The following is a 21793-nucleotide window of genomic DNA, read 5'->3' on the forward strand; positions in this document are numbered from 1 at the left end:
TGACTAAGAAGCCATCTCATTTGGGCTTGTAGGCTGCTCTCGTGACGATCGTGGAGCGGCTGGTACCGGACGAGTTGTGGGAGCCGGCGGCCCGCCGGGGATGCTGGTGACGGCGGGCGCCCGGACGGGCCCGCCACCGGCCGGGCGGTTCACCACCCGGCCCGACGGGTAGGGCAATGCGGCAAAGACCGCGATGAAGGGTGGAGCCGAGCATGTGGAAACTGACGTTGATCGTGGGCGTCGGGGTCGGATACGTCCTGGGCGCCCGAGCCGGCCGGCAGCGGTACGAGCAGCTGGCCGGCGCGGCCCGGCAGTTCTCCCAGAACCCCAAGGTCCAGGACGCCGCCGGGAAGGCCAAGCAGCAGGCCGGAGCGGTGGCGGGCCGGGCGGCCGGCGCGGTGGCGGACCGGGTCGGCGAGAAGCTCCCGGACTCGGTCACCGACCGGGTCCCGTACTTCGCCCGCCGGCAGTCGGCGGACGACAGCTGGGGCACCTTCCGGCCCTGACCGGCCCCGCCGCCGGGGCCCCGGCGGCACCCGTACCGAGTGGGCAACACTTGCCGCGGCGGGCAGCACCGGAGGTGCCCGCTGCGGCATGATCTCGGTATGGCCATCGTCGCGGGCATCGACAGTTCCACCACTCGCACCAGGATCGTCTCGTGCGACTCCGACACCGGCGCCGTCCTGCGGCAGGGGAAGGCCTCCCATCCGCTGCCGGAGGGCGTCGATGCCAGGACCACCGAGGTCGACCCGCAGGCCTGGCTGCACTCGCTCGGCGACGCCGCCGCCGGCGGCCTGCTCGAGGGTGTCCGGGCGATCGGCGTCAGCGCCCAGCAGCACGGGCTGATCGGGCTGGACGCGGGCGGCGTACTGGTCCGCCCGGCACTGCTGTGGAACGACCCCCGCTCGGCCGGCGCCGCCGCCTCGCTGCTGGACGCGCTGGGCGGCCCGGGCCCGTGGGTGGAGGCCATCGCGGCGGTGCCCGCACCGACGTACACCATCGCCAAGCTGCGCTGGCTGGCCGAGTTCGAACCCACCTCGGCCAAGCGGATCGCCGAGGTGCTGCTGCCGCACGACTGGCTGGTCTCCCAGCTGCTCGGCAGCCCCAAGCGGCGCACCACCGACCGCGGCGACGCCTCCGGCACCGGCTACTGGTCGCCGATCACCGGCGAGTACCGGCAGGACCTGATCAAGCTGGCGGTCGGCCACGAACTGCGGGTGCCGGACGTGCTCGGCCCGGCCGAACCCGCCGGGCACACCCCCGAGGGCCTGCTGATCTCGGCCGGCACCGGCGACAACATGGCCGCCGCACTGGGCCTGGGCCTCGGCCTCGGGGACGCCGTCGTCTCGCTCGGCGGCAACGGCACCATCTTCGCCGTGCACGACCGGGCGGTGATCGACCCGACCGGTCTGATCTCGTCCTTCGCCGACGCCACCGGCCGCCACCTGCCGATGGTCGCCACCCTCAACGCGGCCCAGGTGCTGCGCTCGACCGCCACCGTGCTCGGCACCGACCTGGAGGGCCTGAGCGCGCTCGCCCAGCAGTCCTCCCCCGGCTCGTACGGCCTGGTGCTGCTGCCGTACCTGGACGGCGAGCGCACCCCCAAGCTGCCGCACGCCGCCGGCACCCTGACCGGCCTGCGGATGGAGTCGATGGCCCCGCAGCACTTCGCCCGGGCGGCCGTCGAGGGCATGCTGTGCAACGTCGCGGACGCCGTCGACGTGCTGCGCTCGCACGGGGTGGCGGTGCGCCGGATCTTCCTGCTGGGCGCGGCCGGGCGGCTCGGGGCGGTGCGGGAGATCGCGCCGCTGGTGTTCGGGTGCCCGGTGGTGATCCCGCCGCCGGGCGACCACGCGGCCCGGGGCGCGGCCCGGCAGGCCGCCTGGGCGCTGGCCGGCACCCCCGAACCGCCGCACTGGGAGCTGCCCGAGGTCACCACCCTGGTACCGGACCAGGAGCACGACCTGGCGGTCGGCAACGCGGTGCGCCAGCAGTACGCGGCGGTCCGCGACCAGACGTACCCGGAGGTCAAGGGCTGAGCCGCCCGAGGCCGCCGCGCGCGGGCGCCGAGGATGCGTCAGGAGCGGGGCGGTGGCAGCGTGGGAGTTCCCTGCCCGGCAAGTGAAAGGGATCTCGGATGGCGCTGCACAAGGGCGACGGCGATGAACGCCGACTGTCCCTCAGCCCGCTCCAGGGCGTGCTCGACCTGCTCGGTTCGATGGCCGCCGCCCCACCGGTGCACCGGCTCTCGGACAATCCGGTGCTGCCCGCCGTGGCCTACCAGCTGATCCACGACGAGCTGATGCTGGACGGCAACGCCAAACTCAACCTGGCCACCTTCGTCACCACCCAGATGGACGATTACGCCGGGCGGCTGATGGCGGAGTGCCGCGACAAGAACATGATCGACAAGGACGAGTACCCGCAGACCGCCGAGCTGGAACGGCGCAGCGTGGCGATCCTGGCCGACCTCTGGCACGCCCCCGACCCGGACCAGGCGGTCGGCTGCTCCACCACCGGCTCCAGCGAGGCCTGCATGCTGGCCGGTCTCGCGCTGAAGCGGCGCTGGATGCGGGCCAACGCCGACCGGTACGCGGCCGGGGCCCGGCCGAACCTGGTCATGGGCATCAACGTCCAGGTCTGCTGGGAGAAGTTCTGCAACTTCTGGGAGGTGGAGGCCCGGCTGGTGCCGATGTCCGGCGACCGGCTCCACCTGGACGCCGAGCAGGCCGTCGCCCACTGCGACCGGGACACCATCGGCGTGGTCGGCATCCTGGGCTCCACCTTCGACGGCTCCTACGAGCCCATCGCGGAGATCTGTGCCGCCCTGGACGACCTCCAGAAGCGCACCGGACTGGACGTCCCGGTCCACGTCGACGGCGCGTCCGGGGGCATGGTGGCGCCCTTCCTCGACCCCGAGCTGGTGTGGGACTTCCGGCTGCCCCGGGTCGCGTCCATCAACACCTCCGGCCACAAGTTCGGCCTGGTCTACCCGGGCGTCGGCTGGGCGCTGTGGCGGGACAAGGCGGCGCTGCCGGACGAGCTGGTCTTCAAGGTCAACTACCTGGGCGGCGACATGCCGACCTTCGCGCTCAACTTCTCCCGGCCCGGCGCCGAGGTGGTCGCCCAGTACTACGTCTTCCTGCGGCTCGGCCGCGAGGGCTTCCGGATGGTGCAGCAGGCCTGCCGGGACGTCGCCACCTACCTGTCCGGGGAGGTCGAGCGGCTGGGCTTCCAGCTGCTCACCAAGGGCGACGAGCTGCCGGTCTTCGCGTTCACCACCCGGGAGGGCGAGAACTTCGACGTCTTCGACGTCTCGCGCCGCCTGCGCGAGCGCGGCTGGCAGGTGCCCGCGTACACCTTCCCGGACGACCGGACCGACCTGTCGGCGCTGCGGATGGTGTGCCGCAACGGCTTCTCCCGGGACCTCGCGGACCTGCTGCTGGAGGACCTCGAACGGCTGCTGCCCGAGCTGCGCAACCAGCCCGCTCCGCTCAGCACCATGGGCGTCGAGGCGCGCAGCGCGTTCCACCACTGACCCGCACGGCGCCGGCCGGCGGCGGCCGCTCAGTCCAGGTAGCCGCGCAGCTGGTCGGCGCAGACGTGGGCGCGCAGCTTGGCGAGCGTCTTGGCCTCGATCTGGCGGATCCGCTCCCGGGTGACGCCGAACAGCCGGCCGATCTCCTCCAGGGTGCGCGGCAGGCCGTCGCCGAGGCCGTAGCGCAGCTGGACGATCTGCCGTTCGCGCTCGCCGAGGGTGGCCAGGACCGCCTCCAGGTGCTCGCGCAGCAGCAGGAAGGCGGCGCTCTCCACCGGTGAGGCGGCGTCGGCGTCCTCGATCAGGTCGCCGAGCGCGACGTCCTCCTCCTCGCCGATCGGGGTGTGCAGCGAGACCGGGTCCTGGGCCAGCCGCAGCACCTCCCGGATCCGCTCGGGCGGTAACTGGAGCACCAGGCCGACCTCGGCGGGGGTCGGCTCGTGGCCGTACTCCTGGATGAGGGCGCGCTGCACCCGCAGCACCCGGTTGATCAGTTCCACCACGTGCACCGGCACCCGGATGGTGCGGGCCTGGTCGGCCAGTGCCCGGCTCATCGCCTGCCGGATCCACCAGGTGGCGTAGGTGGAGAACTTGTAGCCCCGGGTGTAGTCGAACTTCTCGACCGCCCGGATCAGGCCGACGTTGCCCTCCTGGATGAGGTCGAGCAGGGTCAGGCCGCGCCCGACGTAGCGTTTGGCGACCGAGACCACCAGGCGGAGGTTGGCCTCGATCAGACGGCGTTTGGCGATCCGGCCGAGCACCACCAGGCGGTCCAGCTCGTCGGCCAGCGCCGGGTCGCCGCCCGGTGACGGGTCGCCGGGCCGCGGGCCGCCGGCCGCGGCGCGGTCCAGCGCCTCCTCGGCGAACAGGCCGGCCTCGATCTGGCAGGCCAGCTCGACCTCCTCGGCGGCGGTGAGCAGCCGGACCCGGCCGATCTCGCGCAGGTACTGGCGCAGCAGGTCGGCGGCGGCGCCCGAGGCCTCGTCCGGGGTGACGGCGGCCCGCCGTGCGGGGCCGGGGTGTCCGGGCCCGGGGTCCGGCGGCTCGGACAGGTCGGGGTCGGACAGGTCGGGGTCCGCCGGTTCGGCGTCGGCGGCTTCCGGGTCGGCGGGTTCGGGGCCGGGGGTGAGGTCCTGGTCCGGGGCGGGCCGCTCGGCGGCGGGCGGCCCGGCCTGGGCCGGGACCCGTACGGCGGCCTGCGGCTGGCGGACGGCGGCGAGCTCCACGGGCATCCTCCACGGCCGTGGCGGCGCTGGGGGGACGCCGCACCACAAGGGATGGGATACCCAGCGGTGCGCCCCGCGCCACCCCCGGCGGCGGACCGGATGGCGCGGGCCGGTGGTGAAGCGCCCGGGATCAGAGCGCGGCCGCGCCCCGGGAGCGGAGCTGCTGGGCGTACTGCTGCAGGGCCCACAGCTCGCTCTGCACCGCGTGCAGCTGCTCGGGGGTGGCCCGGCTGCCGAGCCGCTGCAGGTGGGCGCGGGCCTCGCCGACCCGGCGGTCGACGGCCTGCAGCCGCAGCTTGACCAGGAACTCCCCGGCGTAGATCTCGTCCGCCTTGCGGCGGGAGCGGATCGGTTCGACGGTCAGCTCGGTGACCAGACCGCGGACCTGGTCGTCCGGGCTGGCCTCGCGGACCGCGGTGGTGAAGTCGGGCAGCGCGGCGCCGTACGCGGCGCCGCCGGCCGAGCCAATCGCCCGGCGGACGGCGGCGTACGGCGGGGTGGGGAACTCCTCCTCGCCGTACTGGTCGAAGGCCGGGCTGACCAGGTCGGGGTGCTGGAGGGCGAGCTTGAGCAGCTCGCGCTCGACGAACTGCGCCGGGTCGCGCGGGTTCAGCCGGAAGGCCGGACGCGGCGGCTGGACCGGTGCGGCGGGCTCCTGGCGGCGGGTGGGCCGCTGGGCGGCGTTCTGCTGGTTCTCGCGCTGCCAGCGGGCCAGCTGGCCGATCCGGCGGACCACGAACTGCTCGTCCAGGATGCCGAGCATGCCGGCCAGCTGGACGGCATACTCGTGCTGGATCGAGCGGTCCTTGATCTTCACGATGATCCCGGCGGCCTCCTCCAGCGCGGCCGCGCGGCCCTCCGCGGTGTCCACCCGGTGCCGGGCGACCGCCGAGCGCAGCGCGAACTCGAAGAGCGGGACGGGGTGTTCGATCAGTTCCCGGACGGCGTCGTCGCCCTTGGCGAGGCGCAGCTCGCAGGGGTCCATGCCGCCGGGGGTGATCGCGATGGAGGTGCGGGCGGCGAACTTCTGGTCGTCCTCGAAGGCCCGCAGGGCGGCCTTCTGGCCGGCCGCGTCGCCGTCGAAGGTGAAGACCGTCTCGCCGCGGTAGGCGGAGGTGTCCATCAGCAGCCGACGGATGATCTTGACGTGGTCCTCGCCGAAGGAGGTGCCGCAGGTGGCCACCGCCGTGGTGACGCCCGCCAGGTGACAGGCCATCACGTCGGTGTAGCCCTCGACCACCACGGCCCGGCCGGACTTGGCGATCTCCTTGCGGGCCAGGTCGATGCCGTACAGCACCTGGGACTTCTTGTAGAGCGGCGTCTCGGGGGTGTTGAGGTACTTGGGCCCGGTGTCGTCCTCGCGCAGCCGGCGGGCGCCGAAGCCGACCACCTCGCCGCCGGAGTCCCGGATCGGCCAGACCAGCCGGCCCCTGAACCGGTCGATCAGCCCGCCGCGCTGGCCCTGCGAGGCGAGGCCGCCGAGCAGGATCTCCTTGTCGGTGAAGCCCTTGCCGCGCAGGTAGCGCACCAGGTGTTCCCAGCCCACCGGGGCGTAGCCGACCCCGAAGTGCTGGGCGGCGGCCTCGTCGAAGCCGCGCTCGGCCAGGAACCGCCGGCCGATCTCCGCCTCCGGCGAGCCGAGCTGTTCCCGGAACCAGGCGGCGGCCACCTTGTGCGCCTCGACCAGCCTGGTCCGCTCGCCCTGCTGGTGGCGGGGCGAGTAGCCGCCCTCCTCGTACCGCAGGGTGATGTTGGCCTGGGCGGCCATCCGCTCCACGGCCTCGGCGAACGAGCAGTGCTCGATCTTCATCAGGAACGAGATGGTGTCGCCGCTCTCGCCGCAGCCGAAGCAGTGGTAGACGCCCTTGCCGGGGTGCACGTAGAACGAGGCGGACTTCTCGTCGTGGAACGGGCAGACGCCCTTGAGCTGGGCACCGCCGCCGTTGGTCAGCTGGACGTAGTCGCCGACGACCGCGTCGATGGGCAGCGCGTTGCGCACTGCCTGCACATCTTCATCCCTGATCCGACCGGCCACCCTGGAAGTTTACGCACGGCCGTCAGGCGTTCGGCCACGCCTTCTCGACCAGCCGGGCGTGCAGGGCGAACGCGGAGGCGTCGGTGAGGGTGGCGATCTGGTCGACCACCGCCCGCAACGCCGCCCGGTCGTCCTCGGCCTCCTCGTACAGCGCGGCGAAGACCGGGTCCAGCCCGTACGGCGCGGTGCGGGTGAGCGCCTCGGCCAGCTCGGCGATCACGATCCGCTGGCGGGTGCGCAGCTGGGCCTGCTCGTCGCGCTGCATCACGTACCGGACGGCGACCGCCTTGAGCACCGCGCACTCCAGCCGGACCTCGGCGGGCACCACCAGCTCGGCCGCGTACCGGGTGAGCGGGCCGGGGCCGTAGCGGGCCCGGGTGGCCTGCTCGGCGGCCAGGCAGAACCGGCCGATCAGCTGGCTGGTGAGGTCCTTGAGCCCGGCGCGGGCGCGGGCCGAGCCGTCGTACGTCCGGGGCCACCACTCCTGGCGCTGGAGCCGGTCCAGCGCCTCGGCCAGCTCGGCGGCGGACGCGTCGGGGGCGTACCGTTCGGCGATCTTGAACAGTTCGGCGCGCTCGTCGGCCGAGCGCAGCGCCGCCGGGTCTATGTGGCCGGCCTGGAGGCCGTCCTCGACGTCGTGGGTGGAGTACGCCACGTCGTCGGACCAGTCCATCACGGTGGCCTCGAAGCACTTGCGGCCCTCGGGGGCGCCGGTGCGCAGCCAGCGGAAGACCGGCAGGTCGTCGGCGTAGACGCCGTACTTGGTGGAGTCCGGGTCGGTCGGGTGCCCGCCGCGGGTCCACGGGTACTTGGTGGCGGCGTCCAGCGCGGCGCGGCTCAGGTTGAGGCCGACGCTGCGGCCGGGCCAGGGGGCCAGCCGGGCCGGGGCCTCGTCCAGCGGGGCGAAGCGCTTGGGCTCCAGGCGGGTCAGGATGCGCAGCGACTGTGCGTTGCCCTCGAAACCGCCGCAGGCCGCGGCGGCCTGGTCGAGCGCCTCCTCGCCGGTGTGCCCGAACGGCGGGTGGCCGATGTCGTGCGCCAGGCAGCCGGCCTCCACCAGGTCCGGGTCGCAGCCGAGCGCGGCACCGAGCTCCCGGCCGACCTGGGCGCACTCCAGCGAGTGGGTCAGCCGGGTCCGGGAGAAGTCCGCGCGCATCGGGGCGACGACCTGGGTGGTGCCGGCCAGTCTGCGCAGGGCCGCGGAGTGCAGGACCCGGGCGCGGTCGCGCTGGAAGGCGGTGCGGCCGGGCCGCTTGTCCGGCTCGGGCACCCAACGTGCCTCGGCCTGCGGGTCGTACGGGGCGGTGCGGTGCGCGGTGTCGTCCATATGACAGTCACCGTACGCCGACGGGCCGACATCGCGCCGGTGCGCCGCGCTATCGCCAGGGCGTGCGGACGGTGAACAACCGTCGCCCTCACGGCTGCCCGGCGGCGGGCGCGCGACGCCTCCGGGGAGCGGGCGGGTACGGGCGCGGGTGCCGGCGGCACGGACCCACGTGGGTCAGCTGGTGGCGGCGAGCAGGGCCGGCGGGTGCGCGGGGAGGCGGGCGGCGGCGGCCGCGTAGCGGGCCAGCAGCAGGCGGACCAGGAGGGGGTGGGCTCCCAGGGGCGCGGTGGCCGGGCCGTCCCAGGCGGCGGCCGCGAGCCGGGCGAAGTCCCCCGGCGCCGTGAAGTACCCCGCCACCGCGACCGGTCCGGCCCCCAGCGCCGCCAGACCCGCCGCCGTCGCGGCCACGCCGGGCCCGGCACCGGTCACGTACCCGGGCCGTACCGGCACCCCCAGCCGGGCCGCCAGCAGCGCCGCCTGCGCCTCGGTGTCGGCGGCGGCCTGCGGGTCGCGCGAGCCGGCCGCCGCGAGCACCACCGGACCGTCACCCGGGCGCACGCCCGCCTGCGCGAGGCGCAGCAGCAGCAGTTCGGTGAGCAGCGGGTCGGGGCCGAGCGGGGCGGCGACCGCGCCGGTCAGCCGCGGCGCCGCCGCGAGGGCGGCCGGCAGGTCGACCTTGGCGTGGTGGCCGCGGCCCAGCAGGAGCGGGACGAGGACCGCCGGGCCGTCCAGTGCGGCCAGGACCTCGGGCAGCAGCGGGGCGTTCAGGCCGAGGTGGGCCGGGTGGACGTCGAGGTCCGGCCGGGCGGCGGCCACCATCGCCGCCACCCGGCGGGTCTCGGCCACGGCGGACGGATCCCGGGAACCGTGCGCGACGAGCACCAGGGCGGGACGGCGGGCGGTGCGCGGCACCCTCGGCAGGACGGTGGAGGCAACGGTCATGGGGCAAGCCTGGCCGCCCGCTGTTTCCCGGCCGTTGCTCCGCGGTCACGACGGGTTTCCCGGACCTCACGGCGGGTCCCGGCACCGCGGTGAGCACCCGTGCCGGGTGCCGTGCCCGGCCGGCTCTGCGGGCCCTCACCGCCCGTCGCTCCGGCGGCCGACGGCCCGGCGGGGGCCGGGGTGCGGCCCGCAGCGGGCTCGCTCCCCGCGTGCGGCGCGGTGTACCGGCGGTCGCGACCGGCAGCGCTCACGACCGGCCCCGCGCCGCCGGGCGGTCCGGCATGGCACGGGCCGTACCCCGGCACCGGCCGCCGGTAGTCCGTCCGTCCGACCGACCGACCGGCATCCCGCGGCGCCCTGGCGCGGGCGCTCACAGCCCGCCGTGGGTGGTGCTGAGGCCGAAGTTCCGCCGGTGAAACCGGGCGGCCCCGGCCGGGTAACACCCGCGGCCGATGCTCGACGGCAGGGGCGGGCACCGGCACCCGCGGGACCCGTCCGCCCGAACCGTGCCCCATCTGCCCGGCCCGCCCCGCCTGCCCCACCCGCCCCGCCACGCGGCGCACCACCACCGGAGGGACTCCCCTATGACCACCACCAGACCCACGCTGATCCTGGTCGGGTACGGCATGGTCGGCCACCGTTTCCTGGAGGCCCTGGCCGAGAGCGGCGCCGCCGCGGGCCACCGCGTCGTCGTCCTGGCCGAGGAGCCGCGCCCGGCGTACGACCGGGTCGCGCTGACCTCCTACTTCTCCGGGCGGACCGCCGAGGACCTGCTGCTCGCCGAGCCGGGCTTCACCGACCGGCACGGCTACGAGCTGCACCTGTCCTCCCCGGTGGCCTCGGTCGACCGGGCCGCGAAGACCGTCACCACCGGGGCCGGCCGTACCCTTCGCTACGACACGCTGGTGCTGGCCACCGGCTCGTACCCGTTCGTCCCGCCGGTGCCGGGCCGGGACGCCGAGGGCTGTTTCGTCTACCGCACCATCGAGGACCTGGAGGCGATCGAGGCGTACGCCGCCGGTCGGCGGGTGGGCGCGGTGGTCGGCGGCGGGCTGCTCGGGCTGGAGGCGGCGGGCGCGCTCAAGGGACTCGGTCTGCGGACCCACGTGGTGGAGTTCGCGCCCCGCCTGATGCCGGTCCAGGTGGACGACGGCGGCGGTGAGGCGCTGCGCCGGACCATCGAGGGAATGGGCGTGACGGTGCACACCGGGGTGGGCACCACGGCGGTGGAGGTGTCGGCGGACGGCCGGGCGGCCGCGATGGCGTTCACCGACGGCTCGCGGCTGGAGACCGGCCTGGTGGTGTTCTCGGCCGGGATCCGCCCGCGCGACCAGCTGGCCAGGGACTGCGGTCTGACCGTCGGTGAACGCGGCGGCATCGCCGTGGACGAGCTGTGCCGCACCTCGGACCCGGACGTCTACGCCATCGGCGAGTGCGCGCTGGCCGCCGACGGGCGGGTCTACGGCCTGGTCGCCCCCGGCTTCGAGATGGCCCGCACGGTCGCCCGGCAGCTGGCCGGGCAGAGCGCGCAGCCGTTCACCGGCGCCGACCTGTCGACCAAGCTGAAGCTGCTCGGCGTCGACGTGGCGAGCTTCGGCGACGCCTTCGGCACCACGCCGGGCGCGCTCGACGTGGTCTACGCCGACTCCCGCGCCGGGGTCTACAAGAAGCTGGTGGTCACCCCGGAGGGCGCGCTGCTGGGCGGCATCCTGGTCGGCGACGCGGAGGCGTACGCGATGCTGCGGCCGCTGGCCGGCACCGGCAGCCCCTTGCCCGTCCCGGCCGAGTCGCTGGTGCTGCCGGCCGGGCTCGGCGCGGCGCTGCCGCTGGGCGGCGCGGCGCTGCCGGACGAGGCGGTGGTCTGCAACTGCCACGGCGTCACCAAGGGCGAGGTGCGGGCCGCCGTCACCGGGCACGCGTGCACCACCGTCCCGGAGGTGAAGGCGTGCACCAAGGCGGGGACGGGCTGCGGTTCCTGCCTGAAGCTGCTCGGCACGGTGGTGACCGACGAACTGGCGGCCTCCGGCGTCGAGGTCGACCGGGGTCTGTGCCCGTGCTTCGGGCAGAGCCGCGCGGAGCTGTACGAACTCGTCCGGGTCAAGCGCATCCCGACGCACGCCCGGCTGCTCGCCGAGCACGGCCGGCTCGGCGGGCGGGGTGCCGCCGGCGGCGAGGGCTGCGAGGTGTGCAAGCCGGCGGTCGCCTCGATCATCGCCTCGCTGGCGCCGCAACTGCCGGTGTCCGGGCACATCCTGGACGGCGAGCAGGGCGCCCTCCAGGACACCAACGACCACTTCCTGGCCAATCTCCAACGCAACGGCTCGTACTCGGTGGTGCCCCGGATCCCGGGCGGGGAGATCACCCCGGAGAAGCTGATCGTGATCGGCGAGGTGGCCCGGGACTTCGGCCTCTACACCAAGATCACCGGCGGGCAGCGGATCGACCTGTTCGGCGCCCGGGTGGACCAGCTGCCGCAGATCTGGCACCGGCTGGTGGCGGCCGGCTTCGAATCCGGTCACGCCTACGGCAAGTCGCTGCGCACCGTGAAGTCCTGCGTGGGCTCCACCTGGTGCCGGTACGGCGTGCAGGACTCGGTCGCCATGGCGATCCGGCTGGAGCTGCGCTACCGGGGGCTGCGCAGCCCGCACAAGCTCAAGTCGGCGGTCTCCGGCTGCGCCCGCGAGTGCGCCGAGGCGCGCGGCAAGGACTTCGGGGTGATCGCCACCTCCAACGGCTGGAACCTCTACGTCGGCGGCAACGGCGGCGCCACCCCCCGGCACGCCGACCTGCTCGCCCAGGACCTGGACGACGACCAGCTGATCCGGCTCACCGACCGGTTCCTGATGTTCTACATCCGCACGGCCGACCGGCTGGAGCGCACCTCCGCCTGGCTGGAGCGGATCGAGGGCGGTCTCGACCACGTCCGGGCCGTGGTGTTCGAGGACAGCCTCGGCATCGCCGCCGACCTGGAGGCGATGATGGCCCACCACGTGACCGACTACCAGGACGAGTGGGCGGCCACCCTCGCCGACCCCGGCCGGCTCGCGCGCTTCGTCTCCTTCGTCAACGCCCCCGGCGTACCCGACCCGAGCATCCGCTTCACCCCCGAACGCGACCAGGTCAAGCCGGATCTGGCGGTGCTCGCCACCGAGGCCGGCCTGCTCGCCTCCCTCGTCCGCACCCCCGTCCTGGAGGGCTCCCGATGACCACCGCGACCACCACCGCGACCGCCATGGCCGCCGCCACCCGCACCGGCCCCGACCGGGTCGAGCTGCTGAGCGGGGGGACCTGGACGCCGGTCTGCGCCTGGGAACGGCTCGTCCCGGGCCGGGGCGTGGCGGTCCTGCTCCCCGACGGCCGGCAGGCGGCCGTGTTCCGCGACAGCCGGGACGCGGTCCACGCGGTGGCCAACCGCGACCCGTTCACCGGTGCGTACGTGCTCTCCCGGGGCCTGCTCGGCGCCACCCCGGACGGCCGGGTGTACGTCGCCTCCCCGCTGCTCAAGCAGCGCTTCGACCTGGCCACCGGCGAGTGCCTGGACGACCCGGCGGTCCGGATCGAGGTCCACCGGGTCCGGCCGGTCTGAGGCCGGCCGGGCGGCGGGCCGTCAGCGGGCGGCGAGCACCGCGAGCACGGCGGCGGCCATCGCCCGCTCGCCCGCGGCGTTCGGGTGCATCGGTGCCAGCCCAGCCGCGGGTACCGGCGGTTCGACCCAGCGGTCGGCGTCGCCCGCGCACATGTGGTGTGCCGCCGAGGGTGCGGCGGTGTCGACGAAGCGCGCCCCGCCGGCCTCGGCGGCGCGCTCGAGCACCGAGTTCAGCTGCTCCTGCTTCTGCTCCAGGTAGCGGAGGTCGCCGGCGGCCACGCCCTGCCCCAGCGCGGCCGTGCAGGCCGCCGGATCGGCGGGCAGCAGAGCCGGGTAACCGACCACCAGCACCTGGGCCTGCGGGGCGCGTCGGCGGATCTCGCGGAGCGCCTCGGCCAGCCTCGGGCCGGTCGCGTCGATCGTGCGGCCGACCTCGTCACCGCCGTCCGCGGCGGTGTAGTGGTCCTTGCAGGGTGCGGCGGACGCGTCGGCGGCGGGCCCGGCGGTCAGCGCGGCGGACACCGAGTACTTGATGCTCTCCATCGCGCAGCGCCCGAGGACGTCCATGAACCCGACGTCGTTGCCCCCGATGCCGAGCGTGACCAGCCGGGTGGCGGCGGTCACCGCGCCGAGCTGCGGCGGGTTGGCGCCGCCGGAGGTCTGCTGGGCCCGGGTCAGGTCGGCGGTCCGCGCGCCGCTGCAGCTGACGTCCTGGAAGTCGGCGGCGGCCAGGCCCAGCCCGGCCGCGACCAGCGACGGATAGTTGACCCCGGACCGGCCGCAGCCCTTCGGGGTGCCCTGCTGCGGGGGGACCTGGAGGCCGGAGGTGTAGGAGTCGCCGAGCGCCACGTACGGGCCGGCCGCGACCGGCCGTGCCGGGGACGGCGAGGCGGCGGCCGTGGCCGGGGACGGGGGTGGCCCGGTGGGCGCGGGCCCCGGATCCGGTGCGCCACCGCCGCAGCCGGACAGCACCAGCAGGGCCGCCACCGCGCAGGCCACCGCGGCGCCGGGCGCGCCGGCCCGCCTGAACGCCATGCTCATCACTCCCCCGGGGCCCGGCCCTGTGCCGATCTGCCGACGCGGACGGCCCGTCCCCCGGGTGTCCGAGGACACGAACGAGCCGGGGCCCGGAATCGATCCCGGCCCCGGCCACGGTATCCACCGACCGGCCGGCTCAGTCCGCGCCGCGCTCGTGCTCCGCCAGGAACTCCTCGAAGCGCCGGCCCAGCTCGTCCGCCGAAGGCAGGTCCGCGGACTGCGCCAGCAGGCTCTCCCGGTCCTCGGCGCCGGCCACCGCGTCGTACTGGCCCTCCATGCCGCGGATCGCCGAGCGCAGCTCGCCGTCGCCCTGGGTGAGCTGGTCCTCGATCTCGGCGTACACCTCGTCCACCCGCACCCGCAGTTCACTGCCGGGCAGCACCAGTCCGGTCGCGGACTGAACCGCCTCCAGGATCACCACGGCGGCGGCAGGGTAGGCCGAGCGGGCGATGTAGTGCGGCACGTGGACGGCGAAGCCCAGCACGTCGTGGCCGGACTCGGCGAGCCGGTACTCCAGCAGCGCCTGCGCGCTGCCGGGCACCTGGGCCTGCTCGAACCACTTGGGGTAGCCGGGCGCCAGGTCCAGCCGGTTGCCGTGCGGGGTCACCCCGACCGGGCGGGTGTGCGGCACGCCCATCGGGATGCCGTGGAAGTCGACCGACAGCCGGATCTCGAACTCCTCGACCAGCCCGCGCACGGCCGCCGCGAACAGCTCCCACTCGGTGTCCGGTTCGGGTCCGGTGAGCACCAGGAACGGCGCCCCGGTGGAGTCGTGGACCAGCTGGAGCAGGATCTCCGGCGGGTCGTAGTCGGTCCAGGACTCGCGGTCGAAGGTCATCGCCGGACGGCGGGCCCGGTAGTCGACCAGGCGGTCGTGGTCGAACCTGGCGACCACCTGCGGGCTGCCCTGCTCCAGCAGGTGCGCCACGACCTGACCGCCGGCCTCGCCCGCGTCCATGAAGCCCTCGAAGTGGTACAGCAGTACCAGGCCGGTCTCGGCCTCCGCAGCCGCGTCGCGGGCCACGGCCACCGCGGCCACGCCCAGCGGCTCCAGCTGGTACAGCTCCTTGGGATCACGCACGGCGCACCCAACCCCGTTCCGTCTCGTCGTCTCACCGGACCGGCCCTGCTGGGCCCGCCCACGGCGGAGGACCGCATACCGCCCCGCCGCCTGCTTCAATCCAGCGTGCCGGAGGCGCTCGGCATTCCCGGCGCGCCCGGCGCTCTTCCCCCTGCTCGGCCGATCTTCTCACCCGGCCGGAAAACCGCTGGTAGGAGCCCCCGTGTCGGCCGCGGTGGGCGGACGGGACGGTTCGCGCGCCCCCGTTCGCGCGATGCGAGGTGACGCACCGCCCGCGGACGGGTATCGTCCTCTCGCTGCCTCGCATCGTCGCGTCGTCGCCACGCCGTCCGTCACGTCGTGGGACACGGCCCGGTCCGGTGTGCGGCCAGCCACTCCTCTCGCACCTTGCCTTCACCTGGCCGCCTGCTTCCTTCGCGCTCTCGTTCCTCTCTCGGCCATCTCGCGGACGCACACTGTCCCCTCGCTCATCCCCGCCGGTACGGTCCCGTCGACCCGATGCCGTTCCGGCACCGCGCTGCCCGCTTCCCGGGCCGCCGCCCCCGCCTCAGGTCCGCGTTCCGGACGCTGCGGCGGACCGCGGCGGCCGATCCCGGGGCCGGGGCGAAAAGACCACAGCCCTCGTGCCGTACCCCGGCGTGACGGGCCCCTCCGAACGCCGAAGGACCGAAGGATCCGTGCCCGTACCCGTCACCCTCTACGGCCGCACCGTGCGGCTGGAGCCCCTCGCCGAGCACCACGCCGCGGCCCTGGCCGAGGCCGGCGCCGAGGACCGTACGACCTACGCCTTCACCCCCGTTCCGCACGGCCTGGAAGCCGCCCGGGAGTACGTCTCCCGCGCGCTGGCCGACCAGGCGGCGGGCAGGTCGCTGCCGTTCGCCACGGTGAGCTGCGCCGACGACCGGGTGGTCGGCTCCACCCGGTTCCTGGAACTGGACTACTGGCAGGGCCCGCTGGTGTGGCCGCCGGTCCCCGGCGTGCCGCACGGTGATCCGCTGCTGGCCGTGCCGGACGCCGCCGAGATCGGCAACACCTGGCTGTCGCCGCGCGCCCAGGGCACCGGGATCAACACCGAGGCGAAGCTGCTGATGCTGCGCCACGCCTTCGAGACCTGGGGCGTGCAGCGGATCTCGCTGCGTGCGGACGCCCGCAACGCGCGCTCGCGGGCCGCCATCGAGCGGCTCGGCGCCACCTGCGAAGGCGTCCGCCGGGCCCACTCGCGGGGCCTGGACGGCGAGGTCCGCAGCACGGCGTTCTACTCCATCCTGGACGAGGAGTGGGAGGCCGTCCGCGACATCATCGAGCTGCGGATCGCCGCCGCGACCTCGCCGAGCGCGCCGGACCCGGCGCTCAACCAGGAGTGTCTTAGACACGGCGGCCCACTGATCGCCGCCTGAGCGCGGTGGGTCCCCTCCCGGCCGGGAGGGGACCCACCGCCTCGGCCCGCCCGGGGCCCGGCCGGCCCTCAGGCGTCGGCCTCCCAGACCTCGGGGTCGTACGGCGGGGTCAGGCCGGTGCGCCTGCGGGCCAGCTCCCGGGTCTCCTCGGGCAGCTCCTCGACGTCGACCAGCCGGGGCAGCAGCTGGGCCTCGGTCATCAGCGCCCGGAAGCAGAGCTCCACGGTGACGTCGTGGTCCGGGCGGTGCTCGACGGTGACCGGGTCACCGGCCCGGATCACCCCGGGCTCGACGATCCGCAGGTAGGCGCCGGGCAGCGCGCCCTCGGCGAAGCGCTTGACCCAGCCGCGCTCGTCCATCCAGCGGGCGAAGGTGGAGCAGGGGATCCGCGGCGAGGAGACCTCCAGCAGGACCTGCTCCCCGATCCGCCAGCGCTCCCCGATCAGGGCGCTGTCCACGTCCAGTCCGGCCGTGGTGAGGTTCTCGCCGAAGACGCCGCCCGCCAGCTCCCGGCCGAGTTCGCGCTCCCAGTGGTCCAGGCTCTCCCGCGCGTAGGCGTAGACGGCCTGGTCGTCGCCGCCGTGGTGGCGGACGTCGACGACCCGGTCACCGATCAGGCCGCCGTCCTGCCCGGCCTCCTTGGGCCCGGGGGCGCGCAGCCGGACGGGGTGGTCCACCGGGCGCTTGTCGATGCCGGTGGTCCTGACCTCGGACCGGGTGGCGGGGTTCGGGCGGACGTGGGCCAGGTTCACGGAGAGCAGATGTGCCATGCCCGCAGCCTAGGGCGGCGGCCGGGCCGGGGCGCGCCTTCACGGGCCGGTTCACCCGGTCAGGTCGGCGGACCGGCGGCCGGCGGTGCCCGGCCGGCCGACACCGACGGCGGAGCCGGGGGTCAGGGCGCGAGGAAGTCCGTGACGGTCCGGACGAAGGCGTCGGCGTCGTCCAGCCACGGGTAGTGGCCGGCGCCGGCCTGCACCCGGTGGACGGCCAGCGGGAAGGCCTCGGCGAACTCCGCGGCCCGCGCCGGGGTGGGGCCCCCGTCCAGCTCTCCGGCCAGCACCAGCACCGGCGCCTTGAGGCCGGCCAGGGCGGCGCGGGTACCGGCCGGGTCGAAGGCGCCCTCGGCGCGGTACGCCTCGGCGGCCTCGGCGTTGCGCTGACCGGCCTCGGCGGCCGCGTGCGCCCGGGCGGTCTCGTCCCACCGGCCGTACAGCAGCGGCAGCAGGTCGGTGCGCTGCTCGGGCGTGGCGGTGCCGGCCAGCACGGCGTCGAGGGCGGCCAGCGCGGCCGGCAGCCAGGGCCGCTCACCGCGCAGCCGGGCCGCCGCACGGTAGTCCGCGTCGCCGAACGGGATGCCGAGGGCGGCGCCGCTCGGGGTGATCAGGGCGAGCCGCCCGATCCGCTCGGGGTGCTCGGCGGCGTACCGGGTGGCGAGCGAGGCGCCGGCGGAGTGCGCGAGCAGGTCGATCCGGTCCGGGCCGAGGTGCGCGCGGAGCGCCTCGACGTCGGCGACCTGCCGGTCGCAGCGGTAGCCGGCCGGGTCGGCCGGCACGCCGGAGCGGCCGGTGCCGCGCAGGTCGAGCAGGATCAGGGTGCGGTGGGCGGCCAGGCCGCCCAGGTCGCCCAGGTACGCGGCGGCCCGCATCGCTCCGCCGGGCAGGCAGATCAGGGGCTCGCCGCGGCCGACCCGGCGGTAGGCGAGGGTGGTTCCGTCCGGAGCGGTGAAGGTGGGCATGGCCATGATCCTCGCGACCGGGGGGCTCCGGCGCAAGGAGGCCGGGCCAGGGCGGCGGTCCCGGTTGCGGAGCGGGGCAGGCCGGCGGGCCGGGGTCAGCAGCGGCTGTCGATCTCCTGGAACGAGCCGTAGTGGTCGGCGCTCCAGTACTGCTCGCCCGCCGCACCGGTGACCACCCGGCGGGTGCCGCGGTCCGCCGAGCCCGGGGTGGTGACGGTGTACTCGTGGTAGTAGCCGCTGCGCTGCCGGGGCAGCCGCCGCTCCCGGTTCTCGAACACCACGCCGTCCGAGCGGTACGGGTAGGGGCCGCCCGCGGCGATCAGGGCGAGGGTGTCGGCGGCCTGCCGCGGGAGGGCGGAACGGCAGACGTCGGCCAGGGCGGAACTGCTGGGCACCCAGCCGCCGGACGGCCGGGCGGACGACACGGCGGCGGACGGGCCGGGCGCGGACGGGCCGGGCGCGGACGGGCCGGACGGGCCGCCGCAGCCGGCCAGCGCGGGCAGCGCGAGCGCGAGGGCGGCCAGCGCGAGGGGCAGCGGGCGGCGACGTGTCATGGGTCCAGCTTGCCGGGAAACGCCGCCGGGGCGGGCTCGGACGCCATTGTCCGTGCCCGCCCCGGCTGCTCACGCACGGCGGCTCTCCTGCGCCGAGCTCCGCCGTGCGCCCCTCCCCGGTCGGAGGGGGTGCGGTCAGCGATGGGACCGCGCGTTCGAGGGGGTGTGACCCTCCCCGTCAGCGCGAGTCGCTGCCCGCCGCCTCGAGGGCGGCGCGGCCTGCCTCCAGGCGCGCCACCGGGATCCGGAAGGGGGAGCAGGACACGTAGTCCAGTCCCACCTCGTGGAAGAAGTGGACCGAGTCCGGGTCGCCGCCGTGCTCGCCGCAGACGCCGAGCTTGAGGTCCGGGCGGGTGGCCCGGCCGGCCTCGGCGGCCAGCTTGACCAGCGCGCCGACACCGTCCCGGTCGATGGTCTCGAACGGGCTGACGCCGAAGATGCCCTTCTCCAGGTAGGCCGTGAAGAACGAGGCCTCCACGTCGTCCCGGGAGAAGCCCCAGACGGTCTGGGTCAGGTCGTTGGTGCCGAAGGAGAAGAACTCCGCGGCCTCGGCGATCTGACCGGCGGTCACCGCGGCCCGCGGCAACTCGATCATGGTGCCCAACTTGATGTCCAGCGACACCCCGGTGGAGGCGGCCACCTCGGCGAGCACCCGCTCGCACTCGTCGCGCACCAGCTCCAACTCCTGGACGGTGCCGACCAGCGGGATCATCACCTCGGGGCGCGGGTCGCCGCCGGCCAGCCGGCGCTCGGCCGCGGCCTCCGCGATGGCCCGGACCTGCATGCCGAACAGGCCGGGGATGACCAGGCCGAGGCGGACGCCGCGCAGACCCAGCATCGGGTTCTGCTCGTGCAGCTTGTGCACGGCCTGGAGCAGGCGCAGGTCGTTCTCGTTCGGGTCCTTGCGGGCCTCGGCGAGGGCGACGCGCACCGACAGCTCGGTGATGTCGGGCAGGAACTCGTGCAGCGGCGGGTCGAGCAGCCGGACCGTGACGGGCAGTCCGTCCATCGACTGGAAGAGCTCGAGGAAGTCGCCCTTCTGCAGCGGCAGCAGGGAGGACAGGGCCTGCTCGCGGTCCTTGTCGTTGTCGGCCAGGATCAGGTGCTCGACCTCCTTGCGCCGCTCCTCGCCGAGGAACATGTGCTCGGTGCGGCACAGGCCGATGCCCTGGGCGCCGTAGCGGCGGGCGCGGTTGGCGTCCTCGGCGTTGTCGGCGTTGGCGCGCACCGCGAGCCGGCGGCGGACGTCGGCGTGCGCCATCAGCCGGTGCACGGCCTGGACCAGCCCGCCCTGGACGTCGGCGCCGGCGTGCAGGGTGCCCTCGAAGTACTCCACCACCGGGGACGGCAGCACGGGTACCTCACCGAGGTAGACCTTGCCGTTCGCGCCGTCGATGGAGACCACGTCGCCCTCGTGCACGACCTGGCCGTCGGAGGTCGTGAACTTGCGGTTCTTGGTGTCCACCTCCAGCTCCTCGGCGCCGCAGACACAGGTCTTGCCCATGCCGCGGGCGACCACAGCCGCGTGCGAGGTCTTGCCGCCGCGCGAGGTCAGGATGCCCTCGGCCGCGATCATGCCTTCCAGGTCGTCCGGGTTGGTCTCCCGGCGGACCAGGATCACCTTCTCCCCGGAGCGGGACCACTTGACGGCGGTGTACGAGTCGAAGACGACCCGGCCGACCGCGGCGCCCGGCGAGGCGGCGATGCCGTAGGCGACCGGCCTGGTCTCGGAGGTGGGCGCGAAGCGCGGGAACATCAGCTGGGCCAGCTGGGCGCCGGTGACCCGGTGCAGCGCCTCGTCCAGGTCGATCAGGCCCTGGTCGACCAGCTGGACGGCGATCCGGAAGGCGGCCGCGGCGGTGCGCTTGCCGACCCGGGTCTGGAGCATCCAGAGCTTGCCGCGCTCGATGGTGAACTCGATGTCGCACAGGTCCCGGTAGTGGGTCTCCAGGGTGTGCATGATCGACATCAGCTCGTCGTACGACTTCTTGTCGAGCTGCTCGAGGTCGGCCAGCTGCAGGGTGTTGCGGATGCCGGCGACGACGTCCTCGCCCTGGGCGTTCTGCAGGTAGTCGCCGTAGACGCCCTGGGTGCCGGTGGAGGGGTCGCGGGTGAAGGCGACGCCGGTGCCGGAGTCCTCGCCGAGGTTGCCGAAGACCATCGAGCAGACGTTGACCGCCGTGCCCAGGTCGTTCGGGATGCGCTCCTGACGGCGGTACAGGCGGGCCCGGTCGCCGTTCCAGGAGTGGAACACCGCGTGGATCGCGAGGTCCAGCTGCTCGCGCGGCTCCTGCGGGAAGGCCCGGCCGGTCTGCGCGAGCACGATGCCCTTGAAGGTCTCCACCAGGGTCTTGAGGTCCTCGGCGGTGAGGTCGAGGTCGTTCTCGGTGCCCTTGGCGCGCTTGACCTCGTCCAGCGCGTCCTCGAACAGCTCGCCCTCGACGCCCAGCACGGTCTTGCCGAACATCTGGACCAGGCGGCGGTAGGAGTCCCAGGCGAAGCGCTCGTTGCCGGACTGGGCGACCAGACCGGTCACCGAGACGTCGGAGAGCCCGATGTTGAGGACCGTGTCCATCATGCCGGGCATGGAGAACTTGGCCCCGGAACGGACGGACACCAGCAGCGGGTTGTCGGCCTGGCCGAGCTGCTTGCCCATCTCGCCCTCGAGGGCGGCCAGGTGCTTGCTGATCTCGTCGTTCAGCGAGCCCGGCTCACTGCCGGTCTCCAGGAAGACCTTGCAGGCCTCGGTGGTGATGGTGAACCCCGGAGGGACGGGGAGACCCAGGTTGGTCATCTCGGCGAGGTTCGCACCCTTCCCGCCAAGAAGGTCCTTGAGGTCCTTGTTTCCTTCGGTGAAGGAGTAAACAAACTTCTGCTCGGACGGCACGGGTCGGTCTCCTCGCACACGGTTGCCCTGACGCCGGAGAACATACCCATTTCGAAGGCGTTGTCGCGCCCCTAGCTGGACGTATGAGCTTTGCGCCGCCCAGCGACCCGACAGATCGAATGCCCGTCAGGGCGTTTACCTCTGTTGGTGAAATCGTCCGGCTGACGCGAGTGACGCTTCAAGTATTGAAGGCAACGAAACGCCAAGATCACACGAACCGGACAGAGCGTAGCGGCGGGTGAACCGCCGTGTTGCCCCGGCTTGATTTCCTGCATCCAGCGACGCCGATCCGGTGGAAAGCCCCTTCGGGAAGCGATTCACCTCCGCTCACCCCGCCGGAGACCCCTGACAGGGCGTCAATCGCCACGATATGTGGCAAGCGTCACGGGCGCATCTCAACCGTCGGGCGTAGCAGGAGTGCGCCTTTCGTGGCATGCGGTGATGAGC

Annotated in this window: 16 protein-coding genes; 6 read left to right on the top strand and 10 right to left on the bottom strand. The window is 74.4% G+C overall.

Going from position 1 to position 21793, the window contains the following annotated elements; translation table 11 throughout:
- Positions 1-212 precede the first annotated feature (212 nt).
- The 3 genes from AB0D08_RS28595 to AB0D08_RS28605 all read left to right on the top strand — a co-directional run bounded on the left by AB0D08_RS28595 (position 213) and on the right by AB0D08_RS28605 (position 3538).
- Positions 213-506 carry a hypothetical protein gene (locus tag AB0D08_RS28595; protein WP_033822299.1) on the top strand — a complete coding sequence of 98 codons (294 nt, stop codon included), beginning with the start codon at positions 213-215 and terminating at the stop codon, positions 504-506.
- Positions 507-605: 99 nt separating this feature from the next.
- The gene (locus tag AB0D08_RS28600; RefSeq protein WP_033822300.1) at positions 606-2039 is read left to right on the top strand and encodes an FGGY family carbohydrate kinase; all 1434 of its coding nucleotides are present in this window, start codon (positions 606-608) and stop codon (positions 2037-2039) included.
- Between the two features lie 98 nt (positions 2040-2137).
- Positions 2138-3538, top strand: a complete 1401-nt coding sequence (locus AB0D08_RS28605; protein ID WP_033822301.1) for a glutamate decarboxylase — start codon at positions 2138-2140, stop codon at positions 3536-3538.
- A gap of 29 nt (positions 3539-3567) precedes the next feature.
- Here AB0D08_RS28605 and AB0D08_RS28610 read toward each other — a convergent pair whose 3' ends face one another.
- The 4 genes from AB0D08_RS28610 to AB0D08_RS28625 all read right to left on the bottom strand — a co-directional run bounded on the left by AB0D08_RS28610 (position 3568) and on the right by AB0D08_RS28625 (position 9068).
- Positions 3568-4770 carry an RNA polymerase sigma factor gene (locus tag AB0D08_RS28610; RefSeq protein WP_033822302.1) on the bottom strand — a complete coding sequence of 401 codons (1203 nt, stop codon included), beginning with the start codon at positions 4768-4770 and terminating at the stop codon, positions 3568-3570.
- Positions 4771-4894: 124 nt separating this feature from the next.
- Positions 4895-6799 carry a DNA primase gene (gene dnaG / locus AB0D08_RS28615; RefSeq protein WP_033822303.1) on the bottom strand — a complete coding sequence of 635 codons (1905 nt, stop codon included), beginning with the start codon at positions 6797-6799 and terminating at the stop codon, positions 4895-4897.
- Positions 6800-6821: 22 nt separating this feature from the next.
- The gene (locus AB0D08_RS28620) at positions 6822-8126 is read right to left on the bottom strand and encodes a deoxyguanosinetriphosphate triphosphohydrolase (RefSeq protein ID WP_359892898.1); all 1305 of its coding nucleotides are present in this window, start codon (positions 8124-8126) and stop codon (positions 6822-6824) included.
- Between the two features lie 174 nt (positions 8127-8300).
- A complete protein-coding gene (locus AB0D08_RS28625) occupies positions 8301-9068 on the bottom strand; it encodes a CbiX/SirB N-terminal domain-containing protein (protein ID WP_359892901.1) in 768 nt (255 codons plus the stop codon).
- A 584-nt stretch (positions 9069-9652) separates the two neighbouring features.
- Here AB0D08_RS28625 and nirB point away from each other — a divergent pair.
- Both nirB and nirD read left to right on the top strand, forming a co-directional pair.
- A complete protein-coding gene (gene nirB / locus AB0D08_RS28630) occupies positions 9653-12274 on the top strand; it encodes a nitrite reductase large subunit NirB (protein WP_359892904.1) in 2622 nt (873 codons plus the stop codon).
- Complete coding sequence (nirD, locus tag AB0D08_RS28635) at positions 12271-12654, top strand: nitrite reductase small subunit NirD (protein ID WP_233288980.1); 384 nt, start codon at positions 12271-12273, stop codon at positions 12652-12654. The genes nirB and nirD overlap by 4 nt, the downstream gene beginning before the upstream one ends.
- 21 nt (positions 12655-12675) lie before the next feature.
- Here nirD and AB0D08_RS28640 read toward each other — a convergent pair whose 3' ends face one another.
- Positions 12676-13689: an SGNH/GDSL hydrolase family protein gene (locus AB0D08_RS28640; protein WP_359892907.1), complete on the bottom strand. Its 1014-nt coding sequence runs from the start codon at positions 13687-13689 to the stop codon at positions 12676-12678.
- Between the two features lie 139 nt (positions 13690-13828).
- A complete protein-coding gene (locus AB0D08_RS28645; RefSeq protein ID WP_033819656.1) occupies positions 13829-14773 on the bottom strand; it encodes a PAC2 family protein in 945 nt (314 codons plus the stop codon).
- Positions 14774-15450: 677 nt separating this feature from the next.
- On the opposite strand from AB0D08_RS28645, the gene AB0D08_RS28650 reads away from it, so the two are divergent.
- Positions 15451-16170, top strand: a complete 720-nt coding sequence (locus AB0D08_RS28650) for a GNAT family protein (protein WP_033819657.1) — start codon at positions 15451-15453, stop codon at positions 16168-16170.
- Between the two features lie 68 nt (positions 16171-16238).
- Here the strand turns inward: AB0D08_RS28650 and AB0D08_RS28655 are convergent, their stop codons facing one another.
- The 4 genes from AB0D08_RS28655 to ppdK all read right to left on the bottom strand — a co-directional run bounded on the left by AB0D08_RS28655 (position 16239) and on the right by ppdK (position 21346).
- Entirely contained in the window at positions 16239-16940 is a 702-nt protein-coding gene (locus AB0D08_RS28655; protein WP_033819658.1) for an MOSC domain-containing protein, read from the bottom strand.
- A 122-nt stretch (positions 16941-17062) separates the two neighbouring features.
- Complete coding sequence (locus tag AB0D08_RS28660; protein ID WP_033819659.1) at positions 17063-17905, bottom strand: alpha/beta hydrolase; 843 nt, start codon at positions 17903-17905, stop codon at positions 17063-17065.
- Between the two features lie 95 nt (positions 17906-18000).
- Positions 18001-18459: a ribonuclease domain-containing protein gene (locus AB0D08_RS28665; RefSeq protein WP_359892911.1), complete on the bottom strand. Its 459-nt coding sequence runs from the start codon at positions 18457-18459 to the stop codon at positions 18001-18003.
- A gap of 178 nt (positions 18460-18637) precedes the next feature.
- On the bottom strand, positions 18638-21346 hold the full coding sequence (gene ppdK, locus AB0D08_RS28670; RefSeq protein ID WP_359892913.1) for a pyruvate, phosphate dikinase: 2709 nt from the start codon (positions 21344-21346) through the stop codon (positions 18638-18640).
- Positions 21347-21793 lie beyond the last annotated feature (447 nt).

It is taken from the genome of Kitasatospora sp. NPDC048540 (assembly GCF_040651175.1).
Lineage (GTDB): Bacteria > Actinomycetota > Actinomycetes > Streptomycetales > Streptomycetaceae > Kitasatospora.